This is a genomic window from Streptomyces sp. NBC_00775 (assembly GCF_036347135.1).
Lineage (GTDB): Bacteria > Actinomycetota > Actinomycetes > Streptomycetales > Streptomycetaceae > Streptomyces > Streptomyces lutosisoli.
Genome location: NZ_CP108938.1, coordinates 6,506,284 through 6,523,452, shown reverse-complemented (window position 1 = coordinate 6,523,452; position 17,169 = coordinate 6,506,284). Strand labels below are relative to the sequence as shown.

The 17,169-nt window shown below is 71.9% G+C and carries 12 protein-coding genes and 1 pseudogene; 3 read left to right on the top strand and 10 right to left on the bottom strand.

Going from position 1 to position 17,169, the window contains the following annotated elements; all coding sequences use genetic code 11:
* Nucleotides 1-75: 75 nt before the first annotated feature.
* Nucleotides 76-1,533, bottom strand: a complete 1,458-nt coding sequence (gene ahcY / locus OIC96_RS29070; RefSeq protein WP_330305019.1) for an adenosylhomocysteinase — start codon at nt 1,531-1,533, stop codon at nt 76-78.
* A gap of 315 nt (nt 1,534-1,848) precedes the next feature.
* Between ahcY and OIC96_RS29065 the strand changes: the two are divergent.
* A pseudogene (locus OIC96_RS29065) lies at nt 1,849-2,095 on the top strand (PTS sugar transporter subunit IIA); the annotation flags it as partial.
* A 103-nt stretch (nt 2,096-2,198) separates the two neighbouring features.
* Nucleotides 2,199-2,885 carry a signal peptidase I gene (gene lepB, locus OIC96_RS29060; protein ID WP_330305020.1) on the top strand — a complete coding sequence of 229 codons (687 nt, stop codon included), beginning with the start codon at nt 2,199-2,201 and terminating at the stop codon, nt 2,883-2,885.
* 64 nt (nt 2,886-2,949) lie between these two features.
* On the opposite strand, the gene OIC96_RS29055 is transcribed toward lepB, so the two are convergent.
* The 7 genes from OIC96_RS29055 to OIC96_RS29025 all read right to left on the bottom strand — a co-directional run bounded on the left by OIC96_RS29055 (nt 2,950) and on the right by OIC96_RS29025 (nt 10,955).
* A complete protein-coding gene (locus OIC96_RS29055; RefSeq protein ID WP_330305021.1) occupies nt 2,950-3,927 on the bottom strand; it encodes a cation diffusion facilitator family transporter in 978 nt (325 codons plus the stop codon).
* Nucleotides 3,928-4,038: 111 nt separating this feature from the next.
* A complete protein-coding gene (manA, locus tag OIC96_RS29050) occupies nt 4,039-5,190 on the bottom strand; it encodes a mannose-6-phosphate isomerase, class I (RefSeq protein ID WP_330305022.1) in 1,152 nt (383 codons plus the stop codon).
* A 137-nt stretch (nt 5,191-5,327) separates the two neighbouring features.
* Nucleotides 5,328-6,455, bottom strand: a complete 1,128-nt coding sequence (locus OIC96_RS29045) for an SIS domain-containing protein (RefSeq protein WP_330305023.1) — start codon at nt 6,453-6,455, stop codon at nt 5,328-5,330.
* An 80-nt stretch (nt 6,456-6,535) separates the two neighbouring features.
* Nucleotides 6,536-6,706, bottom strand: a complete 171-nt coding sequence (locus tag OIC96_RS29040; protein WP_242765862.1) for a Trm112 family protein — start codon at nt 6,704-6,706, stop codon at nt 6,536-6,538.
* 399 nt (nt 6,707-7,105) lie between these two features.
* Nucleotides 7,106-8,470 (bottom strand): phosphomannomutase/phosphoglucomutase, encoded by a 1,365-nt coding sequence (locus OIC96_RS29035; RefSeq protein ID WP_330305024.1) that lies wholly within the window; start codon nt 8,468-8,470, stop codon nt 7,106-7,108.
* Nucleotides 8,471-8,606: 136 nt separating this feature from the next.
* Entirely contained in the window at nt 8,607-10,223 is a 1,617-nt protein-coding gene (locus tag OIC96_RS29030) for an L-lactate permease (RefSeq protein WP_330305025.1), read from the bottom strand.
* A gap of 249 nt (nt 10,224-10,472) precedes the next feature.
* Complete coding sequence (locus OIC96_RS29025; protein ID WP_330305026.1) at nt 10,473-10,955, bottom strand: DUF3499 domain-containing protein; 483 nt, start codon at nt 10,953-10,955, stop codon at nt 10,473-10,475.
* A 272-nt stretch (nt 10,956-11,227) separates the two neighbouring features.
* Between OIC96_RS29025 and OIC96_RS29020 the strand changes: the two genes are divergently transcribed.
* Nucleotides 11,228-11,677 carry a metallopeptidase family protein gene (locus OIC96_RS29020; protein WP_330310134.1) on the top strand — a complete coding sequence of 150 codons (450 nt, stop codon included), beginning with the start codon at nt 11,228-11,230 and terminating at the stop codon, nt 11,675-11,677.
* Nucleotides 11,678-11,836: 159 nt separating this feature from the next.
* Here the strand turns inward: OIC96_RS29020 and OIC96_RS29015 are convergent, their stop codons facing one another.
* On the bottom strand, nt 11,837-13,336 hold the full coding sequence (locus OIC96_RS29015; RefSeq protein ID WP_330305027.1) for a DUF5719 family protein: 1,500 nt from the start codon (nt 13,334-13,336) through the stop codon (nt 11,837-11,839).
* A complete protein-coding gene (locus OIC96_RS29010) occupies nt 13,333-17,019 on the bottom strand; it encodes a glycosyltransferase (protein ID WP_330305028.1) in 3,687 nt (1,228 codons plus the stop codon). Before OIC96_RS29010 ends, OIC96_RS29015 begins: the two co-directional genes overlap by 4 nt.
* Nucleotides 17,020-17,169 lie beyond the last annotated feature (150 nt).

The following is a 17,169-nucleotide window of genomic DNA, read 5'->3' as shown; positions in this document are numbered from 1 at the left end:
CAGGCCCCCGCCACGAGAGCGGGGGCCTGCTGACATCCGTACGCCGAGCGGTGGTACCGCTGCTCGGCGGGGTGCTCAGTAGCGGTAGTGGTCCGACTTGTACGGGCCGTCGACCTCTACGCCGATGTACGAGGCCTGCTCGGGGCGCAGCGTCGTCAGCTTCACGCCGAGCGAGTCGAGGTGGAGGCGGGCGACCTTCTCGTCCAGGTGCTTGGGCAGCACGTAGACGTCGGTCGGGTACTCCTCGGGCTTCGTGAACAGCTCGATCTGGGCCAGGGTCTGGTCCGCGAACGAGTTGGACATCACGAAGGAGGGGTGACCGGTGGCGTTGCCCAGGTTCAGCAGGCGGCCCTCCGACAGCACGATGAGCACCTTGCCGTCGGGGAACTTCCAGGTGTGGACCTGCGGCTTGACCTCGTCCTTGACGATGCCCGGGATCTTCGCGAGGCCGGCCATGTCGATCTCGTTGTCGAAGTGACCGATGTTGCCGACGATCGCCTGGTGCTTCATCTTGGCCATGTCCGCGGCCATGATGATGTCCTTGTTGCCGGTCGTGGTGACGAAGATGTCGGCCTTGTCGATGACCTCGTCGAGCGTCGTGACCTGGTAGCCGTCCATCGCCGCCTGCAGCGCGCAGATCGGGTCGATCTCGGTGATGATCACGCGGGCGCCCTGGCCGCGCAGGGACTCCGCGCAGCCCTTGCCCACGTCGCCGTAGCCGCAGACGACGGCGGTCTTGCCGCCGATCAGGACGTCGGTGGCGCGGTTGATGCCGTCGATCAGGGAGTGGCGGCAGCCGTACTTGTTGTCGAACTTCGACTTCGTCACGGCGTCGTTCACGTTGATCGCCGGGAACAGCAGGGTGCCGTCGCGGTGCATCTCGTAGAGACGGTGGACGCCGGTCGTGGTCTCCTCGGTCACGCCGCGGATCTCCGAGGCGAGCTGGGTCCACTTCTGGGAGCCGTCGGTGATGGTGCGGTTCAGGAGTTCGAGGATGACGCGGTGCTCGTCGGACTCGGCGGTGTCGACCGAGGGGACCTTGCCGTCCTTCTCGTACTCGACGCCCTTGTGGACGAGGAGAGTGGCGTCACCGCCGTCGTCCAGGATCATGTTCGGGCCGCCGGTGGGGGTGTTCGGCCAGGTCAGCGCCTGCTCCGTGCACCACCAGTACTCCTCCAGGGTCTCGCCCTTCCAGGCGAAGACCGGGACGCCCTGCGGGTTGTCGGGCGTGCCGTTCGGGCCGACCGCGATGGCGGCGGCGGCGTGGTCCTGGGTGGAGAAGATGTTGCAGGAGGCCCAGCGGACCTCGGCGCCCAGGGCGGCCAGGGTCTCGATGAGTACGGCGGTCTGCACCGTCATGTGCAGGGAGCCGGTGACGCGGGCGCCCGCGAGGGGCTGCGCCTCGGCGTACTCCTTGCGGATCGACATCAGGCCGGGCATCTCGTGCTCGGCGAGGGTGATCTCCTTGCGGCCGAACTCGGCCAGGGAGAGGTCGGCGACCTTGAAGTCCTGTCGGTTGTCGACAGTCGTCATGGCGAGCTGCTCCTCGGGGTCGGGATTGGGGCGAGGTGGATACGGCTGTCTGCGCGGCGGCGGGCATACACATGCCCGAGCTGGGCACGGAGGTGCCCGGCAGGGCACAGGTGTGCCTGGTGCGCGCAGCGCAGTCCGTCGGAGGCCCTCTCTCCCTCGGCCGGTCCGCGGTGGGACCGCCCGACCGCCATCAGCAGCGACGTCTGGCTAAGTCACCAAGCTACACCGGTGGACCCGGCCGTCCCCAGTCCGCCTTCGGACACAGCGGGGTCCCGCGCGCATGGATCAGGCCGATGACGGGAGGTCCTCGGGATCAGGACGGATGCGGTGACCGCGCCGGTCGTCGGGTTCGCGCGGTCCGGCGAGGGCATCGAGTGGGGTGCGCGCGACGGGGCCAAGCAGGTGTTCACGATCTCCGTGCCGGAGGCGGCCGCGGGCGGCGAGCATCTGCGGATCCTGGCGATGTTGTCGCGGAATGTGGATGGACCCCGGGTTCCGGGAGCGGCTGCCTGAGGCGGCGGACGAGGGCGCGATCCTCGGCCTGCTGGACGAGCTTCATTGAGCGGCCGGCCCCGTGGACGCGAGGCCGGGGCCCCTCGCCGTACGTTCACAGGAAACCGCTAGCCTCTGCGCGCGCGGGAGTGCCGTGCGGGGAGGGGTTGGGGATGCGCAGGGGGCGAGGGCTGGCGGTCACGGCGTGGGTGCTGGGGCCGTTCGGTTTGGTGTTGCTGCTCGGGTCCTTGATGTATGCGCGCAGCGCCTATACGACGGCCACGGTGCGGAGCGGGAGCATGACGCCCACATATGCGGTCGGTGAGCGGCTGTTCGTCGAGCGCGTCGGCGGGGAGCGGATACGGCGTGGTGACGTGGTGCTGTTCTCCGCGCCGGATCGGTACGGATCGGCGGGAAGTGTCATACAGCGCGTCATCGGGGTCGGTGGCGACCGCGTGGCGTGCTGCGGGGGTGAGGGAGCGAACGAGCGGATCACCGTCAACGGGAAGCCGCTCGACGAGCCGTATCTGCAGGACGGTGTCGTCGACGAAGTGCACAGGCAGTACGACCCGTACGACGTCACGGTGCCCGAAGGGCGGCTGTTCCTGCTCGGCGATCACCGCCTGAACGCGAGGGACTCCCGGTACTTCCTCGACGACCACGGCGGGACGGTGCCCGTCGGCGCGGTGCAGGGTCGGGTGGTCGGCCATCGTGCGGTGCCCATCGCGCTTGCGGTGACCGGGATGCTCGGGGTGCCGATCGCGCTCGCCGGGGTCGGCTTCGGGATCGCCGCCTTTGTCGTACGACGCCGGAGCCGGGCGGTGCCGCCGACGCCGCCGTGGGCCGTGCAGCAGGTGTGAACGACGGTTGGGGCCCGCCCGGACGACTCCGGGCGGGCCCCAACCGCGTACAGGCAAGGTGACATCAGTGCTCGGGTGCCGGGGACGGTCCCCCGGGCGTCGCCTCGCGGTCCGGGCCCTTGGCCGCCTCCGCCTCGCTGTAGATGTCCGGCTCGAGGTAGATCACGCGGGCGATAGGGACTGCGGTGCGGATGCGGGACTCGGCGGCGTTGATCGCGGAGGCGACCTCGGCGGCGGTGTCGTCGTGCTGGACGGCGATCTTGGCGGCGATCAGGAGCTCCTCCGGGCCGAGGTGGAGCGTGCGCATGTGGATGATGCCGGTAACCGTGTGGCCGTCGACGATGGCGTCCTCGATCTTCTTGACGTCATCGGTGCCCGCGGCCTCGCCGAGGAGGAGGGACTTGGTCTCGGCGGCCAGGACCAGGGCGATCAGGATGAGCAGGACGCCGATGCAGACCGTGCCGATGCCGTCCCAGACGCCGTCGCCGGTGAGCAGGGCCAGGCCGACGCCGCCGAGCGCGAGGACCAGACCGATCAGCGCGCCGAAGTCCTCCAGGAGGACGACCGGCAGCTCGGGGGCCTTGGCGCGGCGGATGAACTGTGCCCAGGACAGCGTGCCGCGCAGTTCGTTGGACTCCTTGATGGCCGTGCGGAAGGAGAAGCCCTCGGCGATGATCGCGAACACCAGGACGCCCACCGGCCAGTACCAGTGCTCGATCTCGTGCGGGTGCTTGATCTTCTCGTAGCCCTCGTAGACGGCGAACATGCCGCCGACCGAGAAGAGGACGATCGAGACGAGGAAGGCGTAGATGTAGCGCTCGCGGCCGTAGCCGAAGGGGTGCTGCGGGGTCGCCTCGCGCTGGGCCTTCTTGCCGCCGATCAGGAGCAGGGCCTGGTTGCCGGAGTCGGCGAGCGAGTGGACGCCCTCGGCGAGCATCGAGGACGAGCCGCTGAAGGCGAACGCCGCGAACTTCGATACCGCGATCGCGAGGTTGGCGCCGAGTGCCGCCACGATCGCTTTGGTGCCGCCTGAAGCGCTCATGTGCTCCTGCTGTCCCTTCGTACGCCGTCAGGGCTTTGCCTGCCTTTTGCCCGTGGGCCATTGTTGCAGCCCGCTCGGACAACGGCGCCTCAGGTCACCACAGTCGTCCCGTCAGGCCACCACTGTCGCGCGGAAGATCGTGCCATTCCCGAGCACTTCGGCCTTTTCGCCCGCCGGTACGAAGACCGACTGGCCGGGAGTCAGCGTGCTGCCGTCCGCGCGTACGGAACCCGCCGTGCAGAGCAGGATCTGCGGGGTCTCGCGCGTGAGATCGCGCGGGGCGGCGCCCTCCGCCAGGACGTACCGGGACAGGCGGAACTCGTCGATGGGGGTCGCGTAGACCTCCTCGCCGTCGGGGGACGCCTCCGGGCGCAGGACGCCGGGGTCGCTCGCCTCGAAGTGGACGACGCGCAGGAGTTCGGGGACGTCCACGTGCTTGGGGGTCAGGCCGCAGCGCAGGACGTTGTCGGAGTTGGCCATGATCTCGACGCCGAGGCCGTTCAAGTACGCGTGCGGGACTCCGGCGCCGAGGAACAGGGCCTCTCCGGGCTGCAGTTGGACGTAGTTGAGGAGCATCGCGGCGAGGACACCGGGGTCGCCCGGGTAGTGGTGGGCGATATCGGCGTACGGGGCGTAGTCGCCGCCGAGGCGGGCGCAGGCGGCCGCGGCCTCGGTGACCGTGCGGGACATGTCCTCGGGGTCCGCGCTCAGCACGGCCGTCAGGATCTCGCGCAGCGCCGCGTCCTGCGGGTGGGCGTGCAGCAGGTCGACGTACGGCTTGAGGGAGTCGACGTCCAGGCCCGCGAGGAGTTCGGCGGCCTCGTCGGGCGCGCGGAAGCCGCACAGACCGTCGAACTCGGTGAGGGCGCAGATCAGTTCGGGCTTGTGGTTGGCGTCCTTGTAGTTGCGGTGCGGGGCGTCGATCGGGATGCCGCGGCTCTCCTCGTCCTCGTAACCCTCTCTCGCCTGCTCCAGGTTGGGGTGCACCTGGAGGGAGAGGGGGCCGCCCGCGGCGAGGATCTTCAGCAGGAACGGCAGGCGGGGGCCGAATTTGGCGACGGCCGCGCGGCCGAGTTCCTTCCCGGGGTCCTCGGCGATGACCTCGTTCAGCGGACCGCGCGCGGTGCGCGAGGGCGCGCCCGGATGGGCGCCCATCCACATCTCCGCCTGCGGTTCACCGGTCGGCTCCGCGCCGAGCAGTCGCGGGATGGCAGTCGTCGAACCCCAGGCGTAGGGGCGGATGGTGTTGTCGAGGCGATCCATACGAGTCTCTACGGTTCCTTCTGCGTACGTCGCGGGGGCTCGCCCCGGCACGCGGGTCCCTCGGGGAAGGCGTGGACCTTCCTCCGCGTGCGGTGGGCCTTCCTCCGCGTACGAAGGTCAGGGTGTCGGAGTCAAGATCAGGCGCCCGAAGCAAGCGCCAGGTAAACGGCGGCGAAATCCGTGATGGCGATCAGTTCGGCGAGGGTCTCCAGCTCGCCGCCCTCCTCGGGTTCGAGCTCGCTGATCGCGGTGTCGTGGCTGAGGGCGAGCTCGCGGGCGCCGGGCGCCGCGCTGATTCCGCCGATCGGGCGGTCGCGGAGCAGCACCACGCGCGCGTGCAGGGCCTGTGCCTCCGTGACGCGGTCGCGGAAGAAGTCGTCGGGGTCGGCACCGGCGGCGAGTGCGCCCGCGAGCAGCACGCTGTGCGAGGCGAGCGCCTCGGGGAGTTCGGCGGTGAGCGCGGGGCGGCCCGCGAGCTCGGCGAGCGCGGCGGTGAAACGGCGGCCCGCGGGGCCCGCGGAGGTGCCCTCCGTCCAGATCACCGGGAGCGCCTCGGCCAGCTCGACGGCGAGCGTCTTGGCGGGGTTGCTGTAGGTCGCGATGGCCGGACCGCAGCGCTCGGCGATGTGGTCGAGGCGGTCGGCGACCTTCTGGAGAGCCTCGGGCGGGGCCGAGACCAGACCCGTGCGGTCGAGGAGGGCGAGCAGCGGGGTGAGCAGCGCCCACAGGACACCGGGCGCGGAGGCGGCCAGGGGTTCGTCGTGCTCGTACGGGGCGGTCGCCATCGGCACGAAGAGGCCGTGCGCGCCGTCCACCCACCCGGCGAGGGGGGAGCCGGCCGGGGCCACCGCGGCGACGGTGGAGCCGCGACGGTAGGCCGACTCGACCAGGAGTTCGAGTCCCGGTTCGCTGCCGTCGGGTGTGGCGACCAGGAGGAGGTCTACGGGGCCCGCCCAGCCGGGCAGCTCCCAGCGCAGGGCGCCTGCGGCGGGGGCGACCCCGGTGGGGGTGAGCCGGGTGAGGGGGCAGCTCGCTCCGGCGAGGGTGCCGAGCAGTTCGGCGACGCCGGTGGCGGCCATGCCGGGGCCCGCGATCAGGACGGCGCGCGGGCGGCCGTCCGGCTTCAGCTCGGGGATTCCGGCCTCGGTGGCGTGCCGGACCGCGGTGCGGACCCGGGCGCCGGCCTCGGCGGCGCCGCGGAGTAGCGCGCGGCGGTCGGCGCGGGTGAGTGCGTCGGGGTCGTCGAGCAGCGATTCGTCGAGCATGGGGTCGGGAGCCTCCGATCGCCGGGGGTCGCTTTCGCGCTGACGCGTGTGTCGTTACGCGTGTGTCGCCGAGGGGTCGCTTACGCGGGGCGGCGGGCCTCGTCGACGAGGAGTACGGGGATGCCGTCCCGGACGGGGTAGGCGAGGCCGCAGTCTGCTCCCGTGCAGATCAGCTCGGTGTCCTGCTCCTTGAGCGGGGCGTGACAGGCCGGGCAGGCGAGGATCTCCAGGAGGCCGGCTTCGAGCGGCATGGGGTGTCCTTTCGAACGGGTGGATGCGGCCTGGTCAGGGTACCGCTGTGGGGGCCTGGGTGCCGGGGCGCGGCGCTGGCTTGTGGGGTGGGCTCGGGGGTGCTTGTGGGTTTTCGCCCCCGCGGCCCCTACCCGTCCCATCCCGTTCCTGGGGGCTGCGCCCCCAGACCTCCGCTAAAAGATTGCGCCGTTCCCCGCGCCCCTGAATGCGTCTGCGGGACGGTGGGGGTTGCTCGCGCAGTTCCCCGCGCCCCTAAAAGCAGGGGGTTGCGCCCCGGGTGCTTTTAGGGGCGCGGGGAACTGCGCGACCAACCCCCACCCATCCGCACCCAAAGAACCGGCCTACGGATGGGACGGGTAGGGGCGGCGGGGGCGAAGAACCTCGCGGCTCGTGCCGTCTCAGGCTCGGATGGTTTCCAGTACTTCGTCGCGGATCTTCGCCATCGTCGGCTCGTCCTTCGCTTCGGCGTTGAGGCGGAGGAGGGGTTCGGTGTTGGAGGGGCGGACGTTGAACCACCAGTCGGCGGCGGTGACGGTGAGGCCGTCGAGTTCGTCGAGGGTGATGCCGTCGCGGCCCTGGTACGCGGCCTTGATGGCGGCGAGGCGGCCGGCCTGGTCGTCGACGGTGGAGTTGATCTCGCCGGAGCCGACGTAGCGGTCGTACTCGGCGACGAGCTGGGAGAGCGGGCCGTCCTGGCCGCCGAGAGCGGCGAGGACGTGCAGGGCGGCCAGCATGCCCGTGTCGGCGTTCCAGAAGTCACGGAAGTAGTAGTGCGCGGAGTGCTCGCCGCCGAAGATCGCGCCGGAGCGGGCCATCTCGGCCTTGATGAAGGAGTGGCCGACGCGGGTGCGGACCGGGGTGCCGCCCTGCTCGCGGACGACCTCCGGGACCGACCAGGAGGTGATCAGGTTGTGGATGACCGTGCCCTTGCCGCCGTTCTTCGCCAGCTCGCGGGAGGCGACCAGGGCGGTGATCGCGGACGGGGAGACCGGGTCGCCGTGCTGGTCGACGACGAAGCAGCGGTCCGCGTCACCGTCGAAGGCGATGCCCAGGTCGGCGCCCTCCTCGGGCACGCGCTTCTGGAGGTCCACGATGTTCGCCGGGTCGAGCGGGTTGGCCTCGTGGTTGGGGAACGTGCCGTCCAGCTCGAAGTACATCGGGACGAGGTCCAGGGGCAGGCCGGCGAAGACGGTGGGGACCGTGTGTCCGCCCATGCCGTTGCCCGCGTCGACCACGACCTTCAGGGGGCGGATCGAGGTCAGGTCGACGAGTGCGCGGAGGTACGCCGCGTAATCCTCCAACGTGTCCCGCTGCGTGATCGTTCCCGGCGTCGCGTCGAAGGCCGGGGCCCCCGAGTCGAGCCAGGACTCGACGAGTTCGCGGATCTCGGAGAGGCCGGTGTCCTGGCCGACCGGGGCGGCGCCCGCCCGGCACATCTTGATGCCGTTGTACTGGGCGGGGTTGTGCGAGGCCGTGAACATGGCGCCCGGGAGACCGAACGCGCCCGACGCGTAGTACAGCTGGTCCGTCGAGCACAGGCCGATCTCGGTCACGTCGACACCACGGGCCGCCGCTCCACGCGCGAAGGCACGGGACAGGCCGGGCGACGAGGGGCGCATGTCGTGCCCGATCACGATCGCGTCCGCTCCGGTCACCTGGACGAAGGCCGCGCCGAACAGCTCGGCCATGGGCTCGTCCCACTGGTCCGGGACCACACCTCGTACGTCGTACGCCTTCACGAGCTGCGACAGATCAGCAGTCACGGCCAACCCTCCAGAAGTCCACATCGGTCGCCCCAAACTACCCGTCGCCGCTGACACTCCGCCGTGCGGCCGCCGAGTGGACGCGCATCCGTGACCTGCGCACCTGCGTCCGTCACCTGGGGGAAACCCGCCCGTCTCAGGGGAGCATCCAACCGAGCACCGGTGAACTCTGTCCCACCACGATCAGGCACATGATCAGCAGCAGCCCGGCGCTCCACGGCAGCACCTTGCGCAGCAGGTCGCCCTCGCGGCCCGCGAGCCCGACCGCCGCGCACGCGATGGTCAGGTTCTGCGGCGAGATCATCTTGCCGAGCACACCGCCCGAACTGTTGGCGGCGGCGAGCAGTTCGGGAGACAGTCCCGACTCGCGGGCCGCGCTCACCTGGAGGGCACCGAAAAGGGCGTTCGCCGAGGTGTCGGAGCCGGAGACGGCCACCCCGAACCAGCCCAGAACGGGTGACAGGAAGGCGAGCCCGGCCCCGGCCGCCGCCACAAAGTGGCCGATCGTGGCGGCCTGTCCGGAGAGGTTCATGACGTAGGCGAGGGCCAGCACGGACGTCACGGTGAGGATGGCGAACCTCAACTCGTGGACCGTCGCCGCCCATTCCCTGACGGCCACGCGCGCGTGCACCCCGAGTACGGCGGCCGTGCACAGTCCGGCGAGCAGCACGAGGGTGCCGCCGGTCGACACGATCGGCCAGGTGAAGACGTTCCCGCCGACCGGCTTCCCGTCCGGGTTGACGACGTCCAGGAAGGGCCAGTCGTACGTCCGGGTCGCCTGCGCCAGCCAGTCCTTCACGGCCGGGATCTGCGCGATCGAGAAGATGGCGACGATCAGCGCGTAGGGGGCGTAGGCCCGCACGACTTCGGCGCGCGGGTCCTCCTCGTCCAGGTCCTCGCTGCGTACGCCGGTCAGGACCGCCGCTCGTACGGACTCGGTGGCGGGCACGCGTGCGTGCGGTACGGCGACCAGGGCGGCCGCTCCCGCCAAGGAGGCGCCGATGTCGGCGAGTTGCGCGGAGACGTAGTTCGAGGCGGCGAACTGGGCGGCGGCGAAGGCGACTCCGCACGCCAGGGCGGGCACCCAGGTCTCCCGCAGCCCGCGTCGGCCGTCGACCAGACCGACCAGCAGCAGGGGCACGACGAGGGCCAGCAGCGGGGTCTGACGGCCCACTACGGAGGCGACGGAATCCAGTGGCAGGCCGGTGACTTGGGCGAGCGTCACGACCGGTGTGCCCATCGCGCCGAACGCGACCGGCGCGGTGTTGGCGACCAGCGCGACCACCGCCGCGCGCACCGGGTCGAAGCCGAGCGCGACCAGCATCACCGAGCAGATCGCGACGGGCGCGCCGAAGCCCGCGAGGGCTTCCAGGAGCGCGCCGAAGCAGAAGGCGACCACGAGTGCCTGGATGCGTGGGTCGTCGGACAGTCGCCCGAACGAGCGGCGCAGGATGTCGAAGTGCCGGGTGCGGACGGTCATCCGGTACACCCACAGGGCGTTGACGACGATCCACAGGATGGGGAAGAGGCCGAAAACGGCGCCCTGGGCGGCGCTGGAGAGCGTCTGGCCGACCGGCATGCCGTACGCGAGCCAGGCGACCAGGGAGGCCGCCAGAAGGCCGATGAGCCCGGCCCGGTGTGCCTTCATGCGGACGCCGCCGAGCAGGACCAGCACGACGGCCAGGGGCAGGACGGCGACGAGGGCGGACAGGCCGAGCGAGTCGGCGACGGGTTCCAGTTCCTGGACGTACACGGGCGCCTCCCCGGATTCCGTGATGCGGAAAGCGATTTCTCACGGCAAACGGAATAGTCGTGTCCGCGACAACTTCACGTCAATGGGTGTGCGTCAGCCAGTGAGATCGGGCGTACAGGGCAGAGGCGCACGCGGAGACGAGGGGCGCCCGGAGAAGGGGCGCACGCCGGGACGGGGAACACCCGGAAGGAAGAGGCGCACAAAGGGAAGAGGGGCGTGCGGAAAGGGCGCGCGGAGAAGCGGGGGCGCTCAGTTGTCCGGCGAGCGCAGCACCCGCAGGTGGCCGCGGCGCGCGACCTCCATCGGGTCCGCCGAGCGCGCGCTCGCACCGCCACCGGCCTCCGCGGCGCGCCGCTGCGGACGTGCCGCCTCGCGCACCGCGTTGGCAAGCGCTTCCAGATCGTCACCACTGGGACGCGAGGGACCGGAGGAGTCGGCGAGCCGGACGACCTCCCAGCCGCGCGGCGCGGTGAGGCGCTCGGAGTGCTCGGCGCACAGGTCGTAGCAGTGGGGTTCGGCGTAGGTGGCGAGCGGGCCGAGGACCGCGGTCGAGTCGGCGTAGACGTACGTCAGCGTCGCGACGGCGGGACGGCCGCAAGCGGTTCGCGAACAGCGACGTACAGGGCTCACGACGTTGGACGGTACCGCACTCTTGAGCGGGCCGCGACGACTCTCCCCCAGGTCACCCCACCGTGTCGTGCTGTGAGACGGCCCACACGGACCTTCGCACATCCCGCCCTGACCTGGGGCGACATCAGGTGCCGGGATGCCGAACAGACCTGAATCCGGTCACCACTTGGCGCAAACCATGTCAATTGCCATGTGAGCGACGGTCTTGGAGGGATGCGGAATCGAGCCCAACCTTGGCCGGAATGGTCATCGAGCGACATCCGGCGTGATCACCGGACTTCGCGTCCCACTCCGCCCACGGTCCGCCCACGGTCCGCGGGCAGCCGCGTGGGGGTCGGGCACACGGGCCTTCCTGGGACTACGCTTCGCCAGTGATGGACAACCCCGTACCGCCCCGCGCCGCCGCACCCGGGCCCCGCCGTCGTGACCGCCATGGCAGGGGCATGCGTGGCCCCGTCGCGCCACCCCAGGTGCCGCTCGCCGCGAGCCGCGCCGAGGTGTTCGCGGACCTGGTGCAGGACTCCGTGGAGCGGCTGGAGCGGCGCTGGCCGCAGCTCGCCGACATCGACTTCCTGGTCCTCGAAGTGCCCCGTCTGGAAGGCTCCGGCGACGGCTGGAGCGACGAGGCGGTGCCTCTGGGCGGCACGATTCCGGCACACGAGGGCCGCCCCGCGCGCGTGGTCGTCTACCGCCGCCCGGTCGAGATCCGCACCAAGGGCCGCGACGAGCGCGCCGCCCTGGTGCACGAGGTCGTCGTGGAGCAGGTCGCGGAACTGCTGGGGCTGACACCGGAGACGGTGGATCCGCGGTACGGCGAGGACTGACACCCATACGGGGCGAACTGACACCCGTACGAGTACTACGACTTCACGGAACGCGCGCGTGCGGGGTGCTGCGAGAGTTTCCGGCACGCACGTGTGCGGGGCGAAAACTCTCGCAAGCACCCCGCACGCGCGCGTGGAGCCCGTTTTCTCCGGCCGGCCCTACTTCAGCAGCACCGAGAGATCCTGATCGGCCGCCGGTACCGCGACCGTTCCGCGGTCGTCCGGGAGGGTCTGGACCGTGAAGCCGGGGACGCCCTCCTCGGTGACGGCGAGCATCCGGGAGGCGTAGACGGGGCCTCCGGAGACCGGTTCGACCGTGAGCGCGTACGTCCCCTTGAGGCCGGCCGGGACCGGTGCCTCGACGTTCTGGGTCGTGCCGGCCTTGATCGTGAACGTCTTCGTCACGGCCGTACCGCCACCGCTGCCCGCGGACGCGGTGACCTTGACCTGAGCAGCGCGACCGGGGGCGGCCAGGGCGAGCGTGGTGCCCTTGGAGCTGTTGTCCGCGACCGTCGCGCGCGTGCCGACCTGGCTGGTGGCGGGGATGAAAGCGGTCTCCTGCTTGGCGCCCGTGCCGCGGACGACCCGCAGGGCGGCGACGACCGGAACCGACGTGCCGGTCGGCGTCAGCACCAGGGAGCCCGCTTCGCCCCGTGTGACGTCACCGAGGTCGATCGCGGCGGTCATGCCGGCCTTCACGTGCAGCGTCTCGTGCCCCGCGGGCGTGATCAGCCCCGAAGGGGTGGCGAGGCGCACCTTCAGGTCGGCGTCGGTGTCGCCGGGCACGAAGGCGACCAGGCGCACGGAGGTGGCGTCCTTGGGGATGCCCGGCAGGACGAGGCTGCGCGCGGGGTCGGTGGAGGCGGCCAGCCAGTCGCCGCCGAGCTTGTCGTCCAGGGCCTGCACGGTGGCTCCGACGCGGCCGCTGCGGACCGTCACGTGCACCGTGAGGTTGGTCTGCGCGTCGTCGGTGAGCGTGTTCAGCAGGATCGGCTCGCTGGCGTGGGGCTGGACCGTGATCCCGTCGCCCACCGTGGACTTGAGGGCACCGTCCTTGCCGTACAGCTCGATGTCGACGACGGCGGCCGAGTCGTCGGGGTTGGTCAGGTGCACGTAGTCGGTGCGGTCGGCGGCGGTGCTGGCGCCCGGGAACCAGAACTCGGTGTCCGGGGCGGTGCAGTTGGTGCCGAGCAGACCGCGCCCGGTGCCCGCGGCGACCTCGGTGGTCTCCTGGACGGTCCAGCCCGGCGCGAACCTGCCCTCGGCGGTGCCGACGAGGGCGGGCGCCTCGGCGCCCGAGCTGTCGCCGGTGGCCGGCTTGCCGGGCTCCTTGGGTGTCACAACCGGCTTGTCGGCACTCTTGCCGCTCTTCTTGCCGCCGGCCGCGCCCGCCGACTCCTCGGTAGCCGACTGGAGTTCGGCCTTGCCGCTGTCACCGGTGCCCTTCGAGACGGGCGTGAAGGACGTGTACGCGGTGTCCGCGATGTCGGAGGTGCTGGGCTGCGGGCAGAGCAGGCTGGTGCGCTCCACGGGCAGTTGGGCGGCCGTCCTGGCGGTGCTCGCGTCGCCGGAGGCGGCCGGTGCGCTGAGCGCGGCGAATCCGGTGACGGCGGCGAGCGCGGTCGCGCCGGCGATCAGGGACAGGGTGGTGCGGTTCACTGCTGGCTCCCGTCGGGGCGCTCACTGTCGGTGCCGTGCGGCGGCTGCGCGGGCATCGGGGGCTGCGCCGGGTCGTACGCCGGGTCGTAGCCCTGGCCCGCCGCGTCGTAGCCCTGGCCGCCGTACGTCTGGTCGTACGACGTGGTGCCCCCGTAGGCGTACGGGTCGTACTGGCCGCTCTGGTAGGGGTCCGCCTGGTACGGCTGCTCGTAGGTGCCCGCCGGGTACTGCTGCTGGCCCTGGTACTGCTCGCCGCCGTAGGTGCCGTAGTCGGCGCCCGCGTAGCTCGGTGTGTCCCACTCGCCGTACGCCTGCTGTTGCGGGACGGCGGCCGGGACCTCCTCCTCCGGAGGAGGAAGGGTGTCGGCGCCCTCGGTGGGCTCGGCGTTCTCGGCGGCCTGCTCGGCCTCCGCCTCGGCCTGGGCGCGCAGACGGCGGGCGCGGCGGCCCTCGCCCGTGACGTCCTGGGCGGGGACGGCCTGCTCCTCGGGGAGGTCGTCGTCGACGTCCCGGCGCCGCCCGGGCAGGGCGAGCACCACGAGGACGACGGCGAGCGCGCCCTGCGCCCACAGCCAGGCGGTGTGGCTCACCGGAGCGTCGAAGGTGACGTCCAACGTGCCGCCGGTGGTGGGCAGTTCGAAGCCCTGCGCCCAGCCGTCGACCGTGGTGCGGGTGAGCGGCTTTCCGTCCAGGGTCGCCGTCCAGCCCTCGTTGGCCGTGTCGGCGAGGCGCAGGACGCGGCCGTCGGCTCCGGCGGGGATGGTCGTGTGCAGTTCGACGGGTCCGGCCGCGATGGACGTCGCGTCGCCGGACTTGGGGACGATCGCGGCGCGCGAGACCTGCCGGTCGACGCGCCACAGGGCGCTGCCGTCCTGCTGGCTGAGCCGGGTCAGGCCCGGTGTGGCGTCCAGGACGCGGCTCATCTCGCGGGGCGCGCCCTTGCGGACGAGGACATAGCGCACGGCGAAGCCGCCGAGTTCGTCGGCCTGGTCGGCGCCGGAGCCGGCCACGAGGTTGGCGACGACCTTGTCGAGCTTCTTGTTCGCGCCGTCCGCCGCCGCGAGTTCGGCGTCGCCGAGGCGGGCGCCGGAGCCGCGCACGAGGGTGTAGCCGACCTTGGCGGCCGAGCGGCTGTCGAGGACGAGGGTGCGGGCCTGGTCGCGCGTGCCGCTCTCCTCGGCGACGAACGCGGGCACCTGCACCGGGTCGCGGCGCTCCACGGGCCCGTCGGCGCCCCCGATGATCCACCCGGCGGCGACGAGCAGCGGCCCCGCCGCGCAGGCGAAGGCGATGAGCGCGGCCACCGGCTGGCGCCAGCCGAAGCTCTGCTCGGCCACACGCGCGCGTGCCCCGTCGGCGCCGACCGCGGCGGCGGCAAGGAGCCCGAGGCCGTAGACGAGGGTCGCGGGCCCGGCCCAGGTGGAGCTGTTGGACAGCACGGCGAAGACGAGCGCGACCAGGGCGGCAGCCCAGGCGACCCACACCGACTGCTGTCGCCCGCCGCGCAGCAGGGCGGCCAGCGCGGCCAGCACGATGCCGAACAGCATCAGCCCGCTGACGGTCCCGGGGCCGCCGGGGCTGGCGCCGAGCAGGTCGAGCGCGGAGGCCGCGCTGTCGCCGTACTCCAGACCGGCTTCCTTGAAGAAGCCGAACGGGAGCAGCGTCAGCGACCAGGGGGCGAGGATCAGCAGCGGGGTGCCGAGCTGGGCCAGGAAACGCAACCCGTAGGCGACGATCTCGTTCCTGCGCACTACGAGGAGTGCGATGCCAAGGACCAGCGCGATGGGCCACACGATCGGCGTGAACGCCGTGGTGAACGTCAGCAGCAGGGCGTAGGCCCAGGTGGCGCGCCAGCTGCCGCGCGCCCCGGAGGAGTGCGTCAGCCCGCTCGCGGCCATGCCCGCGCGCGCGATGAGCGGCAGCAGGATCGCGAGGACGGCGGTGCCGATACGGCCGCCCGCGAGCGCGCCGGTGGCGGCGGGCAGGAAGGCGTACGCCACGGACGCCCAGGCGCGCAGCAGGCGCGACTCGACGAGGGGGCGCGAGGCGAAGTACGCGGCGAAGCCGGCGAGCGGCACGGAGGCCACCAGGAGCACGGTGACCGCGAGCCCGGTGGAGCCGAGGAGCAGCGAGGACAGCAGCGCGACGAGCGCGAGGTAGGGCGGCGCGGACTGGGTGCCGCCCGCGCCCACCGGATGCCAGCCGTCGAGGTAGCGCGACCACAGCTCGGAGGAGTCCGCGGGCGCGGGCAGCAGCGCGCCGCCCGCGAGCGCCCCGCTGCCGAGCAGTTGGCGGCAGGCCAGGAGCGAGACGAACAGCAGCACCAGGAAGAGCATCGGACCGGGGTTGCGGGCGACCCGCTTGAGCCGCGCGAACTGCTCGATCTCCAGGAAGTCCGCGTCGTCGCCGCCCGGTCCGGACTCGACCGCGCTGCCGTGCCGTCCGGCACCGGCCGTGGCCTCGGGGTCGGAGCTGCCCCCGAAGTTGCTCGCGACCTGTTCGACGGTGGCCCGTACGGTCGCGCCGGGCGGCGGGAACAGCGCCCGCAGCTCGCCCTTGTCGATCTGGGGCCGGCCGCGCCTGCGGCGGCCCGCGATGATCCGCTCCGGGCGCAGCAGGGTGCCCAGGAGACCGCGGATCTCGTCGACCGCCTGTCCAGGGACCTTGCCGACGAGATACGCGACCGTGCGCAGCAGGGTGCCCAGGACCAGGCGGATCAGGATCCAGGGCAGCTGCGCGGTACGGGCGTTGACGAGGAGGGTGTAGACGGCGCCCGCCTTGTCGACCTTGTGCGGGGACGCGGAGGTGCGGCCCACGCAGTCGACGGTGCGGCGCTCGCGGGAGGCCGCCTCGGCGTGCCGTACGACCGCTTCGGGGGCGACGAGGACGCGGTGGCCCGCGGTCTGGGCGCGCCAGCACAGGTCGACGTCGTCGCGCATCAGCGGCAGTCGGCGGTCGAAGCCGCCGAGTTCCTCGAAGACATCGCGCCGGATCAGCATTCCGGCGGTGGAGACGGACAGCACGGGGTGGACGTGGTCGTGCTGGCCCTGGTCCTGTTCGCGGCGGTCCAGACCCGTCCAGCGGCGGCCGGAGTTGGCGATGGTGACGCCGACTTCGAGCAGCTGACGGCGGTCGTACCAGCCGCGGAGCTTGGGGCCCACGACGGCGACTTCCTGGCCGACCTCCCGCTCGTTCTCCACGACCCGCAGCATCTGTGCCAGGGCGTCCGGCTCGGGGGCACTGTCGTCGTGCAGCAGCCACAGCCACTGCTCGGGCTCGCCGTGCGGGAGGTCCGGCATGTCGTACGCGTCGTCGCGCCACGTGCGCGTGACCGGGTCCCAGCCGCTGGGGCGCTTCAGGTAGGGCAAGTCGTCCGGGGTGAGCACACTGGCGCTGCGGGTGGCCTCTTCGACGGCCTGGCCGAAACCGGTGCGGCGGGCGAGATGCAGCACACGGTCGGCGCCGAGGGCGTCGGTGAGCAGCTGGGCGGAGTCGTCCGCGCTGCCGGTGTCGGCCGCCACCGCGTTCTGCACGGGGCGCTCCTGGCCGAGCAGCCCGGCGAGCGCCTCGGGCAGCCAGCGGGCGCCGTCGTGGGAGACGAGCACCGCGGTCACCACGTGGCGCGGGAACTCAGGGGTGGCGGCGGCGTCTTGATGGGCTGCCGAATGGCTGTGCACGGACATCGAGGTACGGGCCCCGGTTCGATGGACTGCGGTGGACGTCTGTGTCCGGCGGGGACAGCGGGACGTCTCGGACGAGGGCCCACACTAACGGCTGGGCAAGACGGCGGCCCGCCGCCTGTGGATAACCCACCTGCGACGGGCCGTTCGTTA

Coding starts and splice junctions, on each gene's coding strand:
- ahcY (WP_330305019.1), bottom strand. CDS start 1,533: ATGACGACTGTCGACAACCGACAGGACTTCAAGGTCGCCGACCTCTCC.
- lepB (WP_330305020.1), top strand. CDS start 2,199: ATGCGCAGGGGGCGAGGGCTGGCGGTCACGGCGTGGGTGCTGGGGCCG.
- OIC96_RS29055 (WP_330305021.1), bottom strand. CDS start 3,927: ATGAGCGCTTCAGGCGGCACCAAAGCGATCGTGGCGGCACTCGGCGCC.
- manA (WP_330305022.1), bottom strand. CDS start 5,190: ATGGATCGCCTCGACAACACCATCCGCCCCTACGCCTGGGGTTCGACG.
- OIC96_RS29045 (WP_330305023.1), bottom strand. CDS start 6,455: ATGCTCGACGAATCGCTGCTCGACGACCCCGACGCACTCACCCGCGCC.
- OIC96_RS29040 (WP_242765862.1), bottom strand. CDS start 6,706: ATGCCGCTCGAAGCCGGCCTCCTGGAGATCCTCGCCTGCCCGGCCTGT.
- OIC96_RS29025 (WP_330305026.1), bottom strand. CDS start 10,955: ATGTGCGAAGGTCCGTGTGGGCCGTCTCACAGCACGACACGGTGGGGT.
- OIC96_RS29020 (WP_330310134.1), top strand. CDS start 11,228: ATGGACAACCCCGTACCGCCCCGCGCCGCCGCACCCGGGCCCCGCCGT.
- OIC96_RS29010 (WP_330305028.1), bottom strand. CDS start 17,019: ATGTCCGTGCACAGCCATTCGGCAGCCCATCAAGACGCCGCCGCCACC.